Below are 18,356 nucleotides of genomic sequence, written 5' to 3'. Positions count from 1 at the left end.
CGTCCGGCCGCATGCACGTCGACGAGACCGGACCGGCGGGCGCGCCGCCGCTCCTGCTGCTCCACGGCGGCGGAGTGGGCGGCTGGATGTGGCGGCCGACGCTCGCGGCGCTCCGGCACCCCGTGCGCGCCCTCGTGCCCGACCTGCCCGGGCACGGGCGCAGCGCATCCGACCCCTACCGCTCGCACGCCGAGACGCTCGCCGGGCTCGAGGCGCTGCTGGAGGAGCGCGCGTCGAGCGGCGCGGTGGTCGCGGGCTTCTCGCTCGGCGCGCAGCTCGCGGTGCTGCTCGCCGCGCGCCGCCCCGAGCTCGTCGCCGACGCGGTCGTCGTGAGCGCGCAAGCGGCGCCGCTGCCGCTCGCCGGGCCGACGCTCGCGCTGCTCGGGCTCACCGCCCCGCTCGCGCGCGTGCCCTGGTTCGCGCGGCTGCAGGCGCGCGAGCTCCTCGTGCCCGACGAGCTGCTGCCCGAGTACCTCGCGGGCAGCGCCGCGATCACGCGCGAGACGCTGCTGGCGAGCGTGGGGGAGAACCTGCGCTTCGCGGTGCCGGAGGGCTGGGGCGAGAGCGGCAGCGCGCTCGTCGTCGTCGGCGGCGCCGAGCGCCGGGTCATGCGCGACTCGGCCCGGCTCCTGCACGACGCGCATCCCGGCAGCGAGCTGCGCGTCGTCCCGCGCGCCGGGCACGGGCTGCCGCTCGAGCACCCGGAGCGCATGGCGGCGATGCTCGACGAGCGGCTCGCGCGGCTCGATCGGTGACGGGCGGATGCTTCGGTCGACCGGGCGGATCATCCCGGCGGATGACCGCGGTTCCGGCTCGCGGCTGACGACGCGCGGGCGCCGCGCGCCTTGACTGGGAGCATGCACAGCCACCCTTCCCCGTCCTCGCACGCCCTCCTCCTGCGCGGCGTCACCAAGCGCTACGGCGCCGGCGCCGCAGCCGTCACCGCGCTCGACGGCATCGACCTCGCGATCGAGCCCGGCTCGATCACGGCGGTGATGGGCCCGTCGGGCTCCGGCAAGTCCACGCTCCTGCACCTCGCCGCCGGCCTCGACGCACCGAGCTCGGGCGACGTCGTCATCGGCGGCCGATCGGTCGTCGGCCTCGACGACGACGCGCTCACGGCGCTGCGTCGCGACGAGGTGGGCGTCGTCTTCCAGTCGTTCAACCTCGTGCCGAGCCTCACCGCGCTCGAGAACGTCGAGCTGCCCGCGCGGCTCGCCGGGCGCGCGCCCGACCACGAGCGCATCGCGGCGCTGCTCGCCGACCTCGACGTCGCCGCGCTCGCCGAGCGCCGCCCGCACGAGCTCTCGGGCGGCCAGCAGCAGCGCTTCGCCATCGCTCGCGCGCTCGCCCAGCGGCCCGCGATCGTGCTCGCCGACGAGCCGACCGGCGCGCTCGACTCCGCGACGTCGCGCGAGGTGCAGGACATCCTGGTAGCGAGCGCCGCGGCGGGGCAAGCCATCGTCGTCGTCACCCACGACCCCGCCGTCGCCGCGCGCGCGGAGCGCATCGTGCTGCTACGCGACGGCCGCATCGAGGAGGAGCTGCCCGCGACCGACGCCGCGACGGTCGCGCAGCGCATGCTCGAGGCCGCCCGATGAGCGGCACCGACCGCCGCGCCTCGCGCTCGGGGCTGTGGCTCGCGTTCGCCGTCTCCGCGCTCGCCGCGGGCTTCGGCACCGCGCTCTCGACCGTGATGGAGCACGCGGCGCTCGTGCTCTACGGCGAGGCGCTCATCGCGGGCAGCGAGACCGGTCGGCTGCTGCTCGCGCTCGCCCAATCGCTCCTGATCGGCGTCTCGGTCGTCGTCGGCGCGATCGTCACCCGCCAGGCGCTCACCGGCGCGGTCGAGGACCGCCGCGCCGAGATCGCGCTGCGCCGGCTGCTCGGCGCCTCCTCCCGCGCCGAGCGGCGCCGCCTGCTCGGCGGGTTCGCGCTCGTCGGCATCGGCGGCGCGGCCGTGGGCTGGGCGCTCGGGGTCGGCGGCGCCGTCCTCGCGAGCGAGGCCTTCGCGGCGCTGCCCGAGGGGCTCGACCTGCGCGGCCTGCCCGTCGTCGAGCCGTGGGCAGCGGTGCCCGCCGCGGTCGTCGCGGCCGCCGCGGTGCTCGCAGCGCTGCTCGCGACGCGCTCGGTGCTCTCGGTCTCGCCGCTCGAGGCGCTCCGCAGTGCAGGTGTCGACGTCGAGACGACGGTGGAGCGCCGCCGCACCGGAGGCGTCGTGACGCTCGTCTCGGGCGCCGCGCTGCTCGCGGCGGCGGTGCTGCTCGGCCCCGTCTCGCCCTTCGCGGTGCTCGTCGGCTTCGCCGGCGGCGTCGTCGCGACCGCCGGGATCGTCGCCCTCGCGCCGGCGATCGCCCCGCCGCTCGTCGCGCTCGCGTCGCGGGCGCTCGGCCGGAGCGTGCCCGCGCGCGCCGCCGCGGGGACGCTCGCGACGCATCCGGGCCGCACGTCGGCCCTCGTGCTCTCGCTCTTCGCGGGGACGGCGGTCGTCACGATGATGATCGCGGCCGGTTCGTCGCTCACGACCGCCGCCCACACGATCGAGCGCGACCCCTACTTCCAGCAGCAGCTGCGCGACGTGCTCACGGGCGTCACGAGCGTGCTCGCGGGCATCGTCGGCTTCTCGGCGCTGCTCGGCGTGCTCGGCTTCGTCGCCTCGATGCTGCTGTCGGTGCGCCGCCGCACGCGCGAGATCGGGCTGCTGCGCACGCTCGGCCTCCGTCGCGGCCAGACGCGCTCGATGCTGCTCGCCGAGGCGGGCGCCGTCACGATCGTCGCGGTCTCGACCGGGTTCGCGGTCGGCACGCTCTACGGCTGGATCGGCGCGCACGCGATGCTCTCGTCGGTGCAGGGCGTCGTCTCGACCGCGCCGTCGCTGCCGTGGCAGCTGCCGCTCGCGCTCGCGGCCGTCGGGCTCGCCGTCGCGGTCGCGACGAGCGTCCCCGCCGGTCAGCGGGCCGCGCGCATCGCGCCGCTCGCCGCGGTCGCCGCCGAGTGACGCGCCCGCCGCTCCGGATCGACGCGCCCGGCGCCGCTCGGGCGCCGGGTGTAGTCTGATCGCATGCAGAGCGTGCTGCTCCTTCGTCGCCGCGGCGAGGCCTGAACCCCGGGCTCCCTCGTCGCGGAGGCTGTCCTGCCCGGACCTCAGGAGCAAGCGACAGGAGCGATCGATGAAGAACATGCAGCAGCCGTCTGGGATGCCGGCGCACCGCTACACCCCGTACCACGAGCAGATCCGGGTCGAGCTGCCCGACCGCACGTGGCCCTCGAAGCGCATCGAGCGCGCGCCCCGCTGGTGCGCCGTCGACCTGCGCGACGGCAACCAGGCGCTCATCGACCCTATGACGCCCGACCGCAAGCTGCAGATGTTCCAGCTGCTCGTGCGGATGGGCTACAAGGAGATCGAGGTCGGGTTCCCCTCCGCGAGCCAGCTCGACTTCGACTTCGTGCGGAAGCTCATCGACGAGGACCTCATCCCCGATGACGTCACGATCCAGGTGCTCACGCAGTGCCGCGACCACCTCATCCGCCGCACGTTCGAGGCGATCGACGGCGCGAAGCAGGCGATCGTGCACATCTACAACTCGACGAGCGTGCTGCAGCGCGACGTCGTCTTCCGCTCCGACCGCGAGGGCGTCAAGCAGATCGCGATCGACGGCGCGAAGCTGTGCCTCGAGCTCGAGGGGATGCTCGGCGAGACGAAGGTCTACTACGAGTACAGCCCCGAGTCCTACACGGGCACCGAGCTCGACTACGCGCTCGAGGTCTGCAACGCGATCATCGAGACGCTCGACGCGCGCCCCGAGCGGCCGGTCATCATCAACCTCCCCGCGACGGTCGAGATGGCGACGCCCAATGTCTACGCCGACTCGATCGAGTGGATGCACCGCCACCTCGCGCGCCGAGAGTCGGTCATCCTCTCGCTGCACCCGCACAACGACCGCGGCACGGGCGTGGCCGCCGCTGAGCTCGGCTACATGGCCGGCGCCGATCGCATCGAGGGCTGCCTGTTCGGCAACGGCGAGCGCACTGGCAACGTCGACCTCGTCGCGCTCGGCCTCAACCTGCTGACCCAGGGCATCGACCCCGAGATCGACTTCTCCGACCTCGACGGCATCCGCCGCGTCGCCGAGCACTGCAACCAGCTGCGCGTGCACGAGCGCAGCCCGTGGGCCGGCGACCTCGTCTACACCGCCTTCTCGGGCTCGCACCAGGACGCGATCAAGAAGGGCTTCGAGCGGATGGCGGAGGACGCCGCCGCCGCCGGCAAGCACGTCGACGACATGCCGTGGGCTGTGCCGTACCTGCCGATCGACCCCAAGGACGTCGGCCGCACCTACGAGGCGGTCATCCGCGTCAACTCGCAGTCGGGCAAGGGCGGCGTCGCCTACCTGCTCAAGACCGACCACGGCCTCGACCTGCCGCGCCGGCTGCAGATCGAGTTCTCGAACGTCGTGCAGGCGCGCACCGACAGCGAGGGCGGCGAGGTCTCGAGCGACGAGATCTGGTCGATCTTCGGCGACGAGTACCTGCCGAGCGACCCGGTCACGGGCGCCGACCAGTGGGGCCGCTTCGAGCTCGTCACCTTCGAGACGACCTCGTCGCACGAGGGGTCGGCGCAGCTGCACGCGCGGCTCCGCGACGGCGAGTGCGTGCGCGACGTCGCCGCGAGCGGCAACGGACCGATCGACGCGATGCTCCAGCTGCTGCGCGCGGAGGGCGTCGAGGTCACCCTCACCGACTACGTCGAGCACACGATGAGCGCCGGCTCCGACGCGACCGCCGCGTGCTACATCGAGCTCGACGTCGCCGGCAACGCGGTGTGGGGCGTCGGCCTCGACCCGAGCTCGACCTCCGCGGCGCTCAAGGCGATCGTCTCGGGCGTCAACCGGGGCCTCCGCATCCACGACCGCAGGGCGCAGCCGGTCGGCTGAGCCGTGCCCACCTACCGCGACGAAGGCGTCGTCCTCCGCACCCACCAGCTGGGGGAGGCCGACCGCATCGTCACGCTCCTGACGCGCGAGCACGGCAAGGTGCGGGCCGTCGCGCGGGGCGTGCGGCGCACGTCGTCGCGGTTCGGGGCGAGGCTCGAGCCGTTCATGGTCGCCGACCTGCAGCTCGCGGTCGGGCGCAGCCTCGACATCATCACGCAAGCGGTGACGCTCGGGGCGTACGCGCCGGTCATCGTCGCCGACTACCGCTCCTACACCGCGGCGACCGCGATGGTCGAGACGGCCGACCGGCTGACCGACGAGGACGGCTCCCGCCAGCAGTACCTGCTGCTCGTCGGGGCGCTCCGCTCGCTCGCGCGCGCCGAGCACGACCCGTCGCTCACGCTCGACTCCTACCTGCTGCGGGCGCTGTCGATCGCGGGTTGGGCGCCGTCGTTCGGCGATTGCGCCGTCACCGGCGAGCCCGGCCCGCACCGGGCGTTCGTGCCGCAGCTCGGCGGCATGGTGTCCGACGAGGCGGCCCCGCCGGGCGCGCTCCGCATCGATCCCGCGACGCTCGAGCTGCTCGGGGCGCTGCTGACGGGCGAGTGGGCGCTCGCGGAGGCGTCGCCCCCGGGCGTGCGCACGCGCGCCTCCGGCGCGGTCGCGGCCTACGTGCAGTGGCACCTCGAGCGCGGCCTGCGCTCGCTCGAGCACGTCGACCGGGGAGCGCGGTGAGCGAGGTCAAGCCGATCGACTGGACGGGCCAGCAGCCGCCGCGGTACCCGCACGGCAGCCTGCCGGCGCACGTCGCGATCATCATGGACGGCAACGGCCGCTGGGCCAACCAGCGCGGCCTCACGCGCACGCAGGGCCACGCGGCGGGGGAGGAGCGGCTGCTCGACGTCGTCGCGGGCGCGCTCCAGGTCGGCATCCAGCACCTCTCGGTCTACGCCTTCTCGACCGAGAACTGGAAGCGCAGCCCCGACGAGGTGCGCTTCCTCATGGGCTTCAACAAGGACGTGCTGCGGCGCCAGCGCGACCAGCTGGATGCGTGGGGCGTGCGGGTGCGCTGGGCCGGCCGGCGCCCGCGGCTGTGGCCGAGCGTCATCCGCGAGCTCGAGGAGGCCGAGCGCCGCACCGCCGGCAACCGCGCGATGACGCTCCAGATGTGCGTCAACTACGGCGGCACGCACGAGATCGCGGATGCGGTGCGCTCGATCGCCGAGGACGTCGCGGCCGGGCGCCTCAAGCCGTCGGGCATCGACGACAAGCTCGTGCGCCGGCGCATGTACAACCCCGACATCCCCGACGTCGACCTCTACATCCGCTCGTCGGGCGAGCAGCGCATCTCGAACTTCCTGACGCTGCAGGGCGCGTACGCCGAGATGGTCTTCCTCGATCGGCTGTGGCCCGACTTCACCCGCGAGGACCTCTGGCACGCGCTCGACCAGTACACGGGCCGCGACCGCCGCTTCGGCGCGGCGGTCGACGCCCCCTCGCGCTGAGGCCCCGTCGATCGACAGCTCCGTCTCGATATGGCCCTGCGGGCCTACTCGATGAGCCGGATCGGCTACTCGGCGGGGGCGGCGGCGGGCGCCGACTCGAGCCGCTGCCGCCACGGGTGGTCGTCGGCGAGGCGGTCGACGACCCAGGCGCGTGCCTCGTCGTCGAGCGCGGGGAGCGCGTCCTCGAGCCAGGAGACGTCGGCCCGCTCGGCAGCGGCGTAGGCGAGCACGATCTGCGGCTTCGCGTAGCGGATGCCGTCCTTCTCGAACAGCGCATCCTCGAGCGGCATCGTGACGGCGGTGTCGCGCCGGAAGCGCCACGACTCGGTGTCGCTCGGGTCGAGCAGGATCTCGTACTCCCACTGGCCGTAGGCGCTGCGGCGCAGCCAGATGCTCGTGGTGCCGATCGGCAGCACGTCGGAGTCGTGCGGGCGCAGCGGCTTGAGCGCGCCCTGGAAGGCCGACCACAGCTGCCAGCGGCCGCCGAGCCAGCCGCGCAGCAGGCTCAGCTCGCTGCGCGGGATGACGATGTCGATGTCGGTGCGCGGCCGCTCGACGCCGGTCGCGGCGCCGATCGCCCAGCTGCCGCCGATCCACCAGGAGCCGGAGTAGCCGTCGAGCAGCTCTGCCACGTCGGACGGCCAGCGCTCAGCCCAGGCGCCGTAGAGCTCGCGGCCTTCCTCGCTCTGCATCCGACCTCCTCGCACACGTCGGGGCGCCCGCGCCCCGAGAGAAGACACTATCTCAGCGACGCATGGCGACACCCTGCACAGCCCACCTCGAGCGCGGGCGGCAGCGCCCGCCGCGCTCGGTAGAATCGAGGTTCACGTGTCGCGCCGCGATCCAGCAGGCGCGCGCAGCCGCATCCTCGAGGAGCATCCGTGGTCCAGAACCGTCTCGACGCCGTCATCAGCCTCGCGAAGCGCCGTGGCTTCGTGTTCCAGGCGGGCGAGATCTACGGAGGCTCCCGCTCGGCGTGGGACTACGGGCCCCTCGGCGTCGCGCTCAAGGAGAACATCAAGCGCCAGTGGTGGAAGACGTTCGTGCAGGGCCGCGACGACATGGTCGGCCTCGACTCGTCGATCATCCTGCCCTCGGCCGTCTGGAACGCATCCGGTCACGTGGCGACCTTCACCGACCCGCTCGTCGAGTGCCTGCAGTGCCACAAGCGGCACCGCCAGGACCACCTCGAGGAGGCGTTCGAGGCGAAGAAGGGCCGCAAGCCCGAGTCGATGGCCGACATCACGTGCCCCGATTGCGGCACGACCGGCAAGTGGACCGAGCCGCAGCTCTTCTCGGGCCTCATGAAGACGTTCCTCGGCCCGGTCGACAACGAGGCCGGCCAGCACTACCTGCGCCCCGAGACCGCGCAGGGCATCTTCGTGAACTTCGCGAACGTGCTGACCGTCTCGCGCAAGAAGCCGCCGTTCGGCATCGGCCAGGTCGGCAAGGCGTTCCGCAACGAGATCACGCCCGGCAACTTCATCTTCCGCACGCGCGAGTTCGAGCAGATGGAGATCGAGTTCTTCACGCACCCCGACGAGGCGGCTGCGTGGTTCGACCGCTGGGTCGAGGCGTGCTGGGACTGGTTCGTCGACCTCGGCGTCGACCCGGCGAACATGCGCCGCTTCGACGTGCCCGAGGAGGAGCGCGCGCACTACTCGGCAGGCACGATCGACGTCGAGTACCGCTTCGGCTTCCAGGGTTCCGAGTGGGGCGAGCTCATGGGCATCGCGAACCGCACCGACTTCGACCTCTCGTCGCACTCGGAGGCGTCGGGCAAGGACCTCGTCTACTTCGACCAGGCGACCGGCGAGCGCTACACGCCCTACGTCATCGAGCCGTCGTTCGGCCTCACGCGCAGCCTCATGGCGTTCCTCGTCGACGCCTACGTCGAGGAGGAGGTGCCGAACGCGAAGGGCGGCACCGACACCCGCACGGTGCTGCGCCTCGACCCGCGCCTCGCGCCCGTGAAGGTCGCGGTGCTGCCGCTCTCGCGCAACGAGCAGCTCTCGCCGCTCGCGCGCGACATCGCCGCGCGCCTGCGCAAGCACTGGGCGATCGACTTCGACGACGCCGGCGCGATCGGCCGCCGCTACCGCCGCCAGGACGAGGTCGGCACGCCCTTCTGCGTCACCGTCGACTTCGACTCGCTCGAGGACGGCGCCGTCACGGTGCGCGAGCGCGACTCGATGAAGCAGCAGCGCGTCGCGATCGACGACCTCGAGGCGCACCTCGCGCAGGGGCTCGTCGGAGCGTGACGACCACCGTGAGCACGCCGGCGCTGTCGATCGGGCCCATCGGCCTCGACTCGCCGGTCGTGCTCGCGCCCATGGCCGGCATCACGAACACCGCGTTCCGGCGGCTGTGCCGCGAGTACGGCGCGGGGCTCTACGTGAGCGAGATGATCACCTCGCGCGCGCTCGTCGAGCGCACGCCCGAGACGATGCGGCTCATCAGCCACCATCCCTCGGAGTCGCTGCGCTCGGTGCAGCTCTACGGCGTCGACCCGAAGACGGTCGAGGCGGCCGTCGGCATCCTCGTCGACGAGGACCGCGCCGACCACATCGACCTGAACTTCGGCTGCCCCGTGCCGAAGGTGACGCGCCGCGGCGGCGGCAGCGCGCTGCCGTGGAAGCGCGACCTCTTCGGCGCGATCGTGCGCCGCGCGGTCGAGCGAGCGGGCGACATCCCCGTCACCGTCAAGATGCGCATCGGCATCGACGAGCGCCACGTCACCTACCTCGACGCGGGCCGCATCGCCGAGGACGCCGGCGTCGCCGCGGTCGCGCTCCACGGCCGCACCGCCGCCCAGCACTACTCGGGCAAGGCCGACTGGACGGCGATCGCGAAGCTCAAGCAGGCCGTCACCTCGATCCCCGTGCTCGGCAACGGCGACATCTGGCAGGCAGAGGATGCGCTGCGCATGGTCGACGAGACGGGCGTCGACGGCGTCGTGGTCGGCCGCGGCTGCCTCGGCCGGCCGTGGCTCTTCGGCGACCTCGCCGCAGCGTTCGCGGGCTCCGACACCCGGTTCCGCCCTGGGCTCGGCCAGGTCGCGGATGCGTTCCGCCGCCACGCCGAGCTGCTCGTCGAGTTCTTCGGCGAGGAGGATCGCGCGTGCCGCGACATCCGCAAGCACGTCGCGTGGTACTTCAAGGGCTACCCGGTCGGCGGCGACGCGCGCCGCGAGCTCGCGGCGGTCGAGTCGCTCGCGCACATGGACGAGCTGCTCGGCCGGCTCGACCGCGACATCCCCTACGTCGCCGAGGGCATCGAGGGGCAGCGCGGGCGCGCCGGGAGCCCCCGCACGCCCGCCCTGCCGGACGGCTGGCTCGACAGCCCCGAGCTCACGCCCGCCCAGCGCGAGGCGCTCATCGAGGACGAGAGCGACACCCGTGGCGGCTGACGCGCGCGGCTACGGCGACCACGACGTCGAGCGCCGGCTGCCCGAGACGCACTCCTCGTCGCGCACCGACTTCTCGCGCGACCGCGCGCGGCTCACGCACTCGAGCGCGTTCCGCCGGCTCGGGCAGAAGACGCAGGTGCTCTCGCCCACGATGGGCTTCGACGACTCGCGCACGCGCTTGACGCACTCGCTCGAGGTCGCGCAGATCGGCCGCGAGATCGCGGGCGAGCTCGGGCTCGACCCCGACGTCGTCGACACCGCGTGCCTCGCGCACGACATCGGCCATCCGCCCTTCGGCCACAACGGCGAGAAGGGCCTCAACGAGTGGGCGCTCGGCATCGGCGGCTTCGAGGGCAACGCGCAGACGCTCCGCGTCATCACGCGGCTCGAGCCGAAGGTGATCCGCGAGCAGCCCTACGGGCTCAACCTCACGCGCGCGAGCGTCGACGCGGCCTGCAAGTACCCGTGGGCCGCCGCATCCGACGTCCACGACGCATCCGGCCGCATCAAGTTCGGCTACTACGACGACGACCGCGAGGCGTTCGAGTGGATGCGCGAGGGCGCGCCCGAGGGACGCCCGAGCATCGAGGCGCAGGCGATGGACCTCGCCGACGACATCGCCTACTCGGTGCACGACTTCGAGGATGCGGTCGTGGGCGGCTACGTCGACGTCGCGAAGCTGCAGAGCCGCGTCGGGCACGACGAGCTCGTCTCGATGATGCTCACGTGGGTCGGCCCGGAGTACACGCGCGACGAGCTGCTCGCCGCGTTCGACAGGCTCGACGACCTCGAGACGTGGCTGCGCTCGTTCGACGGCTCGCGCGCCGACCACGCGCGGCTCAAGAACCTCACGTCGAAGCTCATCGGGCGCTTCGCGAACGCCGCCATCCGGCTCACGCGCGAGACCCACGAGGGGCCGCTCGCGCGCTTCGGCGGCACGATCGAGGTGCCGCGCGAGGTGCGCGCCGAGATCGCGGTGCTCAAGGGCACGGCGGCGAGCTTCATCCTCGCCGAGCGGCGCCAGCCCATCTACGCGAGCCAGCGGCGCATCCTGCAGGAGCTGTGCGACGCGCTCGTGCGGCTCGGGCCGTCGGCGCTCGATCGCGCCTACGCCGACGACTGGGCGGCGGCGCCCGACGACGCGGCGCGCGCTCGCGTGGTCGTCGACCAGGTCGCGAGCCTCACCGATCGCGGCGCGTTCGCGTGGCACGAGCGCTACGTGGGGGACTGAAGCGGCCATGGCGGGCAGGATCCGGCGCAGCGACATCGACGAGCTGCGATCGCGCATCTCGATCGTCGACGTCGTCGGGGAGCACGTCACGCTGAAGTCGGCGGGCGTCGGCAGCATGAAGGGACTGTGCCCCTTCCACGACGAGCGCACGCCCTCGTTCCACGTGCGGCCCGCCGTCGGCCGCTACCACTGCTTCGGCTGCGGCGAGGACGGCGACGTCTTCCAGTTCGTCATGGCGATGGACCACACGTCGTTCCAGGAGACGGTCGAGCGCTTCGCGGCGCAGCTCGGCTACACGCTGCACTACGAGGACGGCAAGCCGCAGGAGGAGACGAGCGGCCGCGTGCGCCTGCTCGCCGCGAGCCGCGACGCGGAGGCGTTCTTCCGCGAGCAGCTGCTCACGCCCGCCGCCGCGCTCGGGCAGCGATTCCTCGGCGAGCGCGGCTTCGACCTCGCCGCCGCGGAGCGCTTCGGGGTCGGCTTCGCGCCGCAGTCGTTCGACGCGCTGAAGCAGCACCTCCGCGGCAAGGGCTACACCGAGGCCGAGCTGCTCGGCGCGGGCCTGCTGAGCGAGGGGCAGCGCGGCAGCTACGACCGCTTCCGCGGCCGGCTCGTGTGGCCGATCCGCGACGTCACGGGCGCGACGGTCGGCTTCGGCGCGCGCCGGCTCGCCGACGACGACAAGGGCCCGAAGTACCTCAACTCGCCCGAGACGCCCATCTTCCGCAAGAGCCAGGTGCTCTACGGCCTCGACCTCGCCAAGCGCGACATCGCCCGCGGCCACGAGGCGGTCGTCGTGGAGGGGTACACGGATGTGATGGCGTGCCACCTCGCGGGCGTCACGACCGCGGTCGCGACGTGCGGCACCGCCTTCGGCGTCGACCACATCAAGGTGCTGCGGCGCGTGCTCGGCGACGTCTCGACGACCGACACCCGCTCGCTCGGCCGCGTCATCTTCACGTTCGACCCCGACGAGGCCGGCCAGCAGGCCGCGGCGCGCACCTTCGCCGAGGAGCAGCGCTTCGCCGCCCAGACCTTCGTCGCGGTGCCGCCGCAAGGGCTCGACCCGTGCGACCTGCGGCTCGAGCGCGGCGACGACGCGGTGCGCAAGCTCGTGCAGCAGCGGCGGCCGCTGTTCGAGTTCATGCTGCGTCGCATCGTCGCCGAGCACGACCTGGAGACGGTCGAGGGCCGGGTCGCGGCGATGCGCCGGGCCGCGCCCGTGCTGCTGTCGATCCGCGACCGCGCGCTCGCCGACGGCTACGTGCGCACGGTCGCGGGGTGGCTCGGCGTGAGTCCCGACGAGGTCCGGCGCGCGGTGCGGCACGCGGCGCCCCGGCCCGCGCCGACGCCGGGGGACCGGCCCGCCGAGGCCGGCCCCGCGCATCCGCCCCCCGATGTCGCGCTCCAGCAGCTCGAGCGCGACCCCGCGTCGCGGCTCGAGCGCGACGCGATCGCGGCGCTCCTGCAGCAGCCGGCGGTCGTCGGGCGCGACCTCGCCGCGCGCGGTGCGTCGGCGTACGTCGCGAACCCCTCGCTCGCGGTCGTGCGCGACGGCATCCTCGCATCGCTCGACCGCATCGAGGCGCCCGACTTCTCGGAGCACGTCGCGCAGACCGTGCCGGCCGAGATCGTGCCGCTCGTGCGCACGCTCGCGATGGCGCCCATCCCGCAGTCGTCGCGCGAGGGGGTGCGCGCCTACGTGCAGGGCATCGTCGGCTCGCTCGTCGATCGCGACATCCTGCGGCGGAAGGCCGAGATGCTCGGCAGCCTGCAGCGGCTGGGCTCGACCGACCCCGAGGGCTCGAAGCGGCTGCAGGAGCAGCTGCTCGAGCTCGAGCGCGAGCGGCGGTCGCTGCGCGAGGAGCTGTAGCGCGGCAGCGTCAGGGGAGCAGGAAGTTGATCTGGAAGTGCTCCGAGACGACGTCGTCGATGTGGTCGATCCCGCCCGCGTCCGGCCCGCACTCCGCGCGGATCGCGCTCGTCGTCTGGCTCGACTGGAAGTTGCGCGCGTAGATCGCCTGCACGGCGCCGTCGTCCGCCTCGCTGAAGATCGAGAGGAGCACGACGCTCACGCCCTGCGACGCCGACGGCTCGAGCACGAACTCGTCGGCCTCCCAGTCGCCCGGCGCCGTGCCGGTGATCGCGGCGAGCGTCGCCTGCGTGTTGGCGACCTCGTCGGGGTCGGCGCTGTCCTGCTGGCCCTGGTAGGCCCAGAACGTGCATCCGGTCGCGGTCTCGACGACGCTGATCGTCGGTCCGATCGGGAAGTCCGAGTCGGGCTGCGGCTCGAAGTCGCCGTCGGTGATGATGCTCGTCTCCCAGCCGGGCAGCGCACCCTCGGCGGCGATCATGCCGAGCTCGAGCACGTCGGGGAGCGCGCCGGGCTGCGGCTCGTCGGCGCTCGGCGACGGGTCGGGGGATGCGTCGGGGGAGGGCTCGAGCGAGGGCTCCGGCTCGCCGTGCTCGACGGGCGGCGGCGGACCGACGACGCAGCCGGTGACCGAGAGCAGGGCCGCGGCCGCGAGGGCGAGCGGCGCGATCGGCGAGCGGCGGGCTGTCGAGCGGGGCATCGTGACTCCAGTCGAGCGGTGGCGGTGGTGCGTCGAACGCTATCGCGCGACGGCTCGGCGGAGCATCGACGACGATGCGCGCTCCGTCAGCCCTTCGCGTCGCCGGAGACCGCGCGCTCCTTCCGCCGGTCCTCCGCCTGGATCGCCTCGAGCTCGCCGGGCTCGAGGTCCGGACAACCGGTGTCTTCGTCGCTCATCGGCCTGCCCCCTCGTTCTGTGGGCTGCCCTGCTCTCGCGCGCGGTCGGGCGGCGAGCTGCGATTGCCGCAATCCGGATCGAATCCTGAGGTCGGCGGTCAGTCGCCCTTCACGTTCACGATCTGCCGCAGGGTGTGCCGCACGCGCACGAGGTCGGATGCGTCGGCCATGACGGTGTCGATGTCCTTGTAGGCCTGTGGGATCTCGTCGAGGAACGCATCCGTCCGCCGCCACTCGATGCCTCGCATCGCCTCCTCGAGCTGTGCGCGCGTGAAGGTGCGCCGCGCCTTCGAGCGGGAGTACTCGCGGCCCGCGCCGTGCGGCGCCGAGTCGAGCGCGGTGGGATTGCCGAGCCCCTCGACGACGTACGAGCGAGTGCCCATCGACCCGGGGATGAGGCCCGCGACGCCCTCGGCCGCGTCGATCGCGCCCTTGCGGGAGAGCCAGACGTCTGCGCCCGCGTGGTGCTCGCGCACCGAGTAGTTGTGGTGGCAGTTGATGCGCTCGCGCTCGCCCGCCTCGGCGCCGATCCAGGCCTCGAAGGCGGCGATGACGCGGTCCATCATCTCCTCGCGGTTGAGGAGCGCGAAGCGCTGCGCCCACTCGAGCTCGGCGATGTAGCGGTCGAACTCGCGCGTGCCCTCCTCGAGGTAGGCGAGGTCTCGGTCGGGGACGTCGATCCGCTGCTCCTTGACGAAGGCCTGCGCGGCGGCGATGTGCCGCTGCGCGATCTTGTTGCCGACGCCGCGGGAGCCGGAGTGCAGGAAGAGCCAGATGCGGTCCTGCTCGTCGAGGCTGATCTCGATGAAGTGGTTGCCCGAGCCGAGCGAGCCGAGCTGCAGGCGCCAGTTCTTGGCGTACTCGGCGGGGTCGAAGCCGGCGCGCTGCGCGAGCGCCTCGAGCTCGGCGACGCGATCGGCGGCGCTCGGCGTGAGGCGCTTGTTGTAGTGGCCCGCCGAGAGCGGGACCGCGCGCTCGATCGCCTGCCGCACGATCGACCGGTCGGCCGGGAGCGCATCCGCGGTGTGCGAGGTGAGCACAGCGATCATGCCGCACCCGATGTCGACGCCGACGGCGGCGGGCATGATCGCGCCGCGCGTGGGGATGACCGAGCCGACCGTCGCGCCCTTCCCGAGGTGCGCGTCCGGCATGAGGGCGAGGTGCGGCTGGACGAACGGCATCTCCGAGGTCCGCTTCGCCTGCTCGAGCGTCTGATCGTCGATGATCGACGCCCAGTTGTAGAGCTTGGGCGAGACTTGGGTGACGGTCATGGAGCCCTCCTTCTGGCGGCCAGCGTGCCGGTCGGGGTCGGCCGATGTGACCCCGGCCCGCGCGGGATGCTACGATGGTCGTCGCTCCCGCAGCGATCCTCGATAGCTCAATTGGCAGAGCAGCCGGCTGTTAACCGGCAGGTTGATGGTTCGAGTCCATCTCGGGGAGCGACAGGCCCTCACCCTTCGGGGTGAGGGCCTTCTTCGTGCGCGCCGGAGGCACTCAGCGGCGCCGGTTGCGGCCGCTGATCCACCCGAGCGCCGAGCTCAGCAGTGAGCCGCGTCTGCGAGCGCCGCCCGCGCCGCCCATGCCGGTCGAGCGCCTGCCGCGGGCAGAGCCGCTCGAGCGGCGTCCGGAGACGGCGTTGCGCAGCTGGGAGAGGAAGTTCATCGTGCACGCTCCTTCGTGTCGGTGCACGGAACGTAGCGCCCCCTCCTGGAGGATCGCCGGGCAGACGCGTTCCCGCTCAGGCGTCGAGGTCGTCGACCCCCGGCGTCCAGCTCAGGCCCTCGACGCCCCACTTGTTGCGCTTGATCGCCTTCTGCACGCCCTTCGTGCCGAACGCATCCAATCGGTCGGCGTAGAGGATGCCGTCGAGGTGGTCGTACTCGTGCTGCAGGATGCGCGCGAGCCATCCGGAGGCCTCGAGCTCGTAGCGCTCGCCGTGCTCGTCCTGCGCGCGCAGGATCGCACGCTCGGCGCGCTTGAGGGCGAAGCGCTCGCCGGGGATGGAGAGGCAGCCCTCCTCCTCGTCCTCCTCAGGCACGCCTATGGGGAGCGGCGAGATCCACAGCTCGGGGTTCGCCGCGACGCCGCGCGTGCGCACGCCCTCGGAGTCGGTCCAGTCGTAGACGAACAGCCGCGTGCCGATGCCGATCTGCGGGGCCGCGAGGCCGACGCCGGGCGCGGCCTCCATCGTCTCGAACATGTCGGCGACGAGTGTGCGGAGCTCCTCGTCGAAGTCGGTGACGGGCTCGGCGACGGTGTGCAGCACGGGCTCGCCCGTGATGCGGATGGGCAGAACGGTCATGTCCTCCAGGGTATCGGCGGCCAGAACGGTAGGTTCGCTAGGTGCTGTTCACCTCTCTCGACGACCTGGCGGCGGAGATCTCGCTCACGCCGATGCAGGCCCTCGGGATCCCGGTGGCGATCGTCGGCGCCGTCTTCCTCTCGGTCGGCACCCAGTTCCAGCACCGCGGCGTCGACCAGTTCGAGGGCGGCGACCAGCGCGGCGCGCACCTCGGCGGCTCGGCCGTGCTGCGGCTGCTGCGGAACCCCGCGTGGGTCGTCGGCACGCTGCTGCTCGGCCTCGCAGTCGTCATGCAGCTCGGTGCGCTCGCGCTCGCGCCGCTCATCGTCGTGCAGCCGCTCGGCGCGGTCGCGCTCGTCGTCACCGCGATCCTGAATGCGCGGCTCGCGAAGATCAAGCTCGATCACCGCACGATCCGCGCGATCGCGCTGTGCCTCGTCGGCATCGGCATCTTCGTCGGCGTCGCCGCGATATTCGCCGTCGAGCGGCCCATCAGCGACCGGCAGCTGCTCACGGTCCTCGCGCTGCTCGTCGTGGGCCTCGCGGGCGTCGGCGTCGCGTGGTGGTTCTACCGCAAGCGCGCGAACGCGATCTTCTACATCGTCACTGCCGGCGTGCTCTACGGATTCGTCGTCACGCTCTCGAAGATCGTCATCAACCGGATCATCTCCGGCCAGTTCGAGTGGCTCACGATCGTCTGCGGCATCGGTGTCGTGATCGCGCTCGTGGCCGGCAGCTACGCCGTGCAGCTCGCCCACGCATCCGGCCCGCCCGACCTCGTCATCGCCGGGCTCACGGTCGTCGACCCGCTCGTCGCCGTGCTCATCGGCGTCACGGTGCTCGGCGAGGCGGCCGCGACGCCGCCGTGGGCCATCATCGTCTTCGCCGCCGCGGGAGCGATCGCCGTCACCGGCGTGCTGCAGCTCGCGCGGCACCATCCCCAGATCCGCCCGCTCGCCGAGGCGCCCGAGGAGACTCCATGACCGACCGACCGCTTCGCGTCCTGATCGCGACGGACACCTTCGCGCCTGACGTGAACGGCGCCGCCAAGTTCACCACGCGCCTCGCCGCCCGGCTCACGAGGCGCGGGCACGAGGTGCACGTGGTCGCCTCCTCGCTCGGCCGCGGCCGGCACGGCACGCACGTCGAGGAGCACGAGGGGGAGCGGTTCACGGTGCACCGGCTCCGCTCGCTGCTCTACCCGGGGCACGAGTGGCTGCGCTTCGCCGAGCCGTGGCGCATGTTCTCGAACGCGGCGTCGCTGCTGGACGCGCTGCGGCCGGACGTCGTGCACTTCCAGTCGCACATCGTGCTCGGCCGGGCGTTCTCGATCGAGGCGAAGAAGCGCGGCATCCGCGTCATCGGCACGAACCACCTCATGTTCGAGAACCTCATGGACCACTCGAACATCCCGCGGGCCCTCCAGGCGAAGACCGTCGACGTCGCGTGGCGCGACGCGGCGAAGGTGCTGGGCCGCTGCGACGTCGTCACGACGCCGACGCGACGCAGCGCCGACTACCTCGAGAAGATGACGGGGCTCACGGGCGTGCACGCCATCTCGTGCGGCCTGCCGGGCGACGAGTACCGCCCGAACCCCGAGCGGCAGCACGGCCGGATCGTGTTCGTCGGCCGCGTCACGAGCGAGAAGCGGCTCGAGACCCTCGTCCGCGCCGTCGCCAAGCTGCCGGCCGACCTCGACTGGCACCTCGACATCGTCGGCGGCGGCGACCAGATCGACGAGCTCGCGGCGCTCGCGCGCGACCTGCACGTCGCCGACCGCGTGACCCTCACCGGCTACGTGAGCGACGAGGAGCTGCGCGAGCGCCTGCGCAGCGCCGAGGTCTTCGCGATGCCGTCGACGGCCGAGCTGCAGTCGATCGCGACGATGGAGGCGATGGCGACGGGGCTGCCCGTCGTCGCCGCCGACGCCATGGCGCTCCCGCACCTCGTGCGCGACGGTGCGAACGGCTGGCTCTTCCGGCCGGACGACGCCGCGGATCTCGCCGAGAAGCTCGAGCGCATCCTGCGCCTGAGCGACGAGGAGTACGGCAAGTACCGCCAGCACAGCCTCGAGATGGTCGCGCCGCACGACATCGAGCGGACGATCACCGCGTTCGAGCGCCTCTACCGGGGTGAGGACATCCGCGACCCTGACACCCGGGTCGAGCTCAGCGACTAGGCTCGACCGGTCGGGCCTCGCGCCCG

The 18,356-nt window shown here is 72.8% G+C and carries 17 protein-coding genes and 1 tRNA gene; 13 read left to right on the top strand and 5 right to left on the bottom strand.

The features are described 5' to 3' along the window. Positions 1-11: 11 nt before the first annotated feature. From JQT67_RS02010 to JQT67_RS01985, 6 genes are all read left to right on the top strand, one after another. Positions 12-755 carry an alpha/beta fold hydrolase gene (locus tag JQT67_RS02010; RefSeq protein ID WP_208063253.1) on the top strand — a complete coding sequence of 248 codons (744 nt, stop codon included), beginning with the start codon at positions 12-14 and terminating at the stop codon, positions 753-755. Between the two features lie 102 nt (positions 756-857). Next, positions 858-1,601 (top strand): ABC transporter ATP-binding protein, encoded by a 744-nt coding sequence (locus JQT67_RS02005; protein WP_208063252.1) that lies wholly within the window; start codon positions 858-860, stop codon positions 1,599-1,601. Further along, positions 1,598-2,998, top strand: a complete 1,401-nt coding sequence (locus JQT67_RS02000; protein ID WP_208063251.1) for an ABC transporter permease — start codon at positions 1,598-1,600, stop codon at positions 2,996-2,998. Before JQT67_RS02005 ends, JQT67_RS02000 begins: the two co-directional genes overlap by 4 nt. Before the next feature lie 172 nt (positions 2,999-3,170). Then, on the top strand, positions 3,171-4,934 hold the full coding sequence (gene leuA / locus JQT67_RS01995) for a 2-isopropylmalate synthase (protein ID WP_208063250.1): 1,764 nt from the start codon (positions 3,171-3,173) through the stop codon (positions 4,932-4,934). Positions 4,935-4,937: 3 nt separating this feature from the next. Beyond that, complete coding sequence (gene recO / locus JQT67_RS01990) at positions 4,938-5,669, top strand: DNA repair protein RecO (protein ID WP_021011320.1); 732 nt, start codon at positions 4,938-4,940, stop codon at positions 5,667-5,669. Beyond that, the gene (locus tag JQT67_RS01985; RefSeq protein ID WP_208063249.1) at positions 5,666-6,439 is read left to right on the top strand and encodes an isoprenyl transferase; all 774 of its coding nucleotides are present in this window, start codon (positions 5,666-5,668) and stop codon (positions 6,437-6,439) included. The genes recO and JQT67_RS01985 overlap by 4 nt, the downstream gene beginning before the upstream one ends. Before the next feature lie 65 nt (positions 6,440-6,504). Here the strand turns inward: JQT67_RS01985 and JQT67_RS01980 are convergent, their stop codons facing one another. After that, positions 6,505-7,131 (bottom strand): hypothetical protein, encoded by a 627-nt coding sequence (locus JQT67_RS01980; RefSeq protein WP_208063248.1) that lies wholly within the window; start codon positions 7,129-7,131, stop codon positions 6,505-6,507. A gap of 189 nt (positions 7,132-7,320) precedes the next feature. Between JQT67_RS01980 and JQT67_RS01975 the strand changes: the two genes are divergently transcribed. Genes JQT67_RS01975 through dnaG form a run of 4 tightly spaced genes read left to right on the top strand, consistent with a single transcriptional unit; the run spans position 7,321 to position 12,952 of the window. Next, on the top strand, positions 7,321-8,700 hold the full coding sequence (locus JQT67_RS01975) for a glycine--tRNA ligase (protein WP_208063247.1): 1,380 nt from the start codon (positions 7,321-7,323) through the stop codon (positions 8,698-8,700). Continuing rightward, positions 8,697-9,848 carry a tRNA dihydrouridine synthase DusB gene (dusB, locus tag JQT67_RS13335; protein WP_307864155.1) on the top strand — a complete coding sequence of 384 codons (1,152 nt, stop codon included), beginning with the start codon at positions 8,697-8,699 and terminating at the stop codon, positions 9,846-9,848. Before JQT67_RS01975 ends, dusB begins: the two co-directional genes overlap by 4 nt. Continuing rightward, a complete protein-coding gene (locus tag JQT67_RS01970) occupies positions 9,838-11,079 on the top strand; it encodes a deoxyguanosinetriphosphate triphosphohydrolase (protein WP_307864154.1) in 1,242 nt (413 codons plus the stop codon). Before dusB ends, JQT67_RS01970 begins: the two co-directional genes overlap by 11 nt. Positions 11,080-11,086: 7 nt before the next feature. Then, positions 11,087-12,952: a DNA primase gene (dnaG, locus tag JQT67_RS01965; protein ID WP_208063245.1), complete on the top strand. Its 1,866-nt coding sequence runs from the start codon at positions 11,087-11,089 to the stop codon at positions 12,950-12,952. A 10-nt stretch (positions 12,953-12,962) separates the two neighbouring features. Here the strand turns inward: dnaG and JQT67_RS01960 are convergent, their stop codons facing one another. After that, positions 12,963-13,652 (bottom strand): hypothetical protein, encoded by a 690-nt coding sequence (locus JQT67_RS01960; RefSeq protein ID WP_208063244.1) that lies wholly within the window; start codon positions 13,650-13,652, stop codon positions 12,963-12,965. Positions 13,653-13,947: 295 nt separating this feature from the next. Beyond that, entirely contained in the window at positions 13,948-15,120 is a 1,173-nt protein-coding gene (locus JQT67_RS01955) for an RtcB family protein (protein WP_208063243.1), read from the bottom strand. A gap of 96 nt (positions 15,121-15,216) precedes the next feature. On the opposite strand from JQT67_RS01955, the gene JQT67_RS01950 reads away from it, so the two are divergent. After that, positions 15,217-15,289: transfer RNA gene (locus JQT67_RS01950), tRNA-Asn, on the top strand. Positions 15,290-15,343: 54 nt separating this feature from the next. Here the strand turns inward: JQT67_RS01950 and JQT67_RS01945 are convergent. Together JQT67_RS01945 and def are read right to left on the bottom strand one after the other, a co-directional pair. Continuing rightward, the gene (locus JQT67_RS01945) at positions 15,344-15,511 is read right to left on the bottom strand and encodes a hypothetical protein (RefSeq protein WP_208063242.1); all 168 of its coding nucleotides are present in this window, start codon (positions 15,509-15,511) and stop codon (positions 15,344-15,346) included. A 76-nt stretch (positions 15,512-15,587) separates the two neighbouring features. Next, positions 15,588-16,151 (bottom strand): peptide deformylase, encoded by a 564-nt coding sequence (gene def / locus JQT67_RS01940; RefSeq protein ID WP_208063241.1) that lies wholly within the window; start codon positions 16,149-16,151, stop codon positions 15,588-15,590. 41 nt (positions 16,152-16,192) lie between these two features. Between def and JQT67_RS01935 the strand changes: the two genes are divergently transcribed. Both JQT67_RS01935 and JQT67_RS01930 read left to right on the top strand, forming a co-directional pair. Further along, a complete protein-coding gene (locus tag JQT67_RS01935) occupies positions 16,193-17,134 on the top strand; it encodes a DMT family transporter (protein WP_307864153.1) in 942 nt (313 codons plus the stop codon). After that, positions 17,131-18,330, top strand: coding sequence for a glycosyltransferase (locus tag JQT67_RS01930; RefSeq protein ID WP_208063240.1), 1,200 nt, complete (start codon positions 17,131-17,133; stop codon positions 18,328-18,330). The genes JQT67_RS01935 and JQT67_RS01930 overlap by 4 nt, the downstream gene beginning before the upstream one ends. The last annotated feature ends 26 nt before the right edge of the window (positions 18,331-18,356 follow it).

It is taken from the genome of Agrococcus sp. TF02-05 (assembly GCF_017565345.1).
GTDB lineage: Bacteria > Actinomycetota > Actinomycetes > Actinomycetales > Microbacteriaceae > Agrococcus > Agrococcus pavilionensis.
This window is presented reverse-complemented; position numbering and strand designations above follow the sequence as displayed.

Bases quoted from the DNA above. Each gene is read 5' to 3' on its own strand.
- JQT67_RS02010 (WP_208063253.1), top strand. From the start codon at position 12: ATGCACGTCGACGAGACCGGACCGGCGGGCGCGCCGCCGCTCCTGCTG.
- JQT67_RS02005 (WP_208063252.1), top strand. From the start codon at position 858: ATGCACAGCCACCCTTCCCCGTCCTCGCACGCCCTCCTCCTGCGCGGC.
- JQT67_RS02000 (WP_208063251.1), top strand. From the start codon at position 1,598: ATGAGCGGCACCGACCGCCGCGCCTCGCGCTCGGGGCTGTGGCTCGCG.
- leuA (WP_208063250.1), top strand. From the start codon at position 3,171: ATGAAGAACATGCAGCAGCCGTCTGGGATGCCGGCGCACCGCTACACC.
- JQT67_RS01980 (WP_208063248.1), bottom strand. From the start codon at position 7,131: ATGCAGAGCGAGGAAGGCCGCGAGCTCTACGGCGCCTGGGCTGAGCGC.
- dnaG (WP_208063245.1), top strand. From the start codon at position 11,087: ATGGCGGGCAGGATCCGGCGCAGCGACATCGACGAGCTGCGATCGCGC.
- JQT67_RS01960 (WP_208063244.1), bottom strand. From the start codon at position 13,652: ATGCCCCGCTCGACAGCCCGCCGCTCGCCGATCGCGCCGCTCGCCCTC.
- JQT67_RS01955 (WP_208063243.1), bottom strand. From the start codon at position 15,120: ATGACCGTCACCCAAGTCTCGCCCAAGCTCTACAACTGGGCGTCGATC.
- JQT67_RS01945 (WP_208063242.1), bottom strand. From the start codon at position 15,511: ATGAACTTCCTCTCCCAGCTGCGCAACGCCGTCTCCGGACGCCGCTCG.
- def (WP_208063241.1), bottom strand. From the start codon at position 16,151: ATGACCGTTCTGCCCATCCGCATCACGGGCGAGCCCGTGCTGCACACC.
- JQT67_RS01930 (WP_208063240.1), top strand. From the start codon at position 17,131: ATGACCGACCGACCGCTTCGCGTCCTGATCGCGACGGACACCTTCGCG.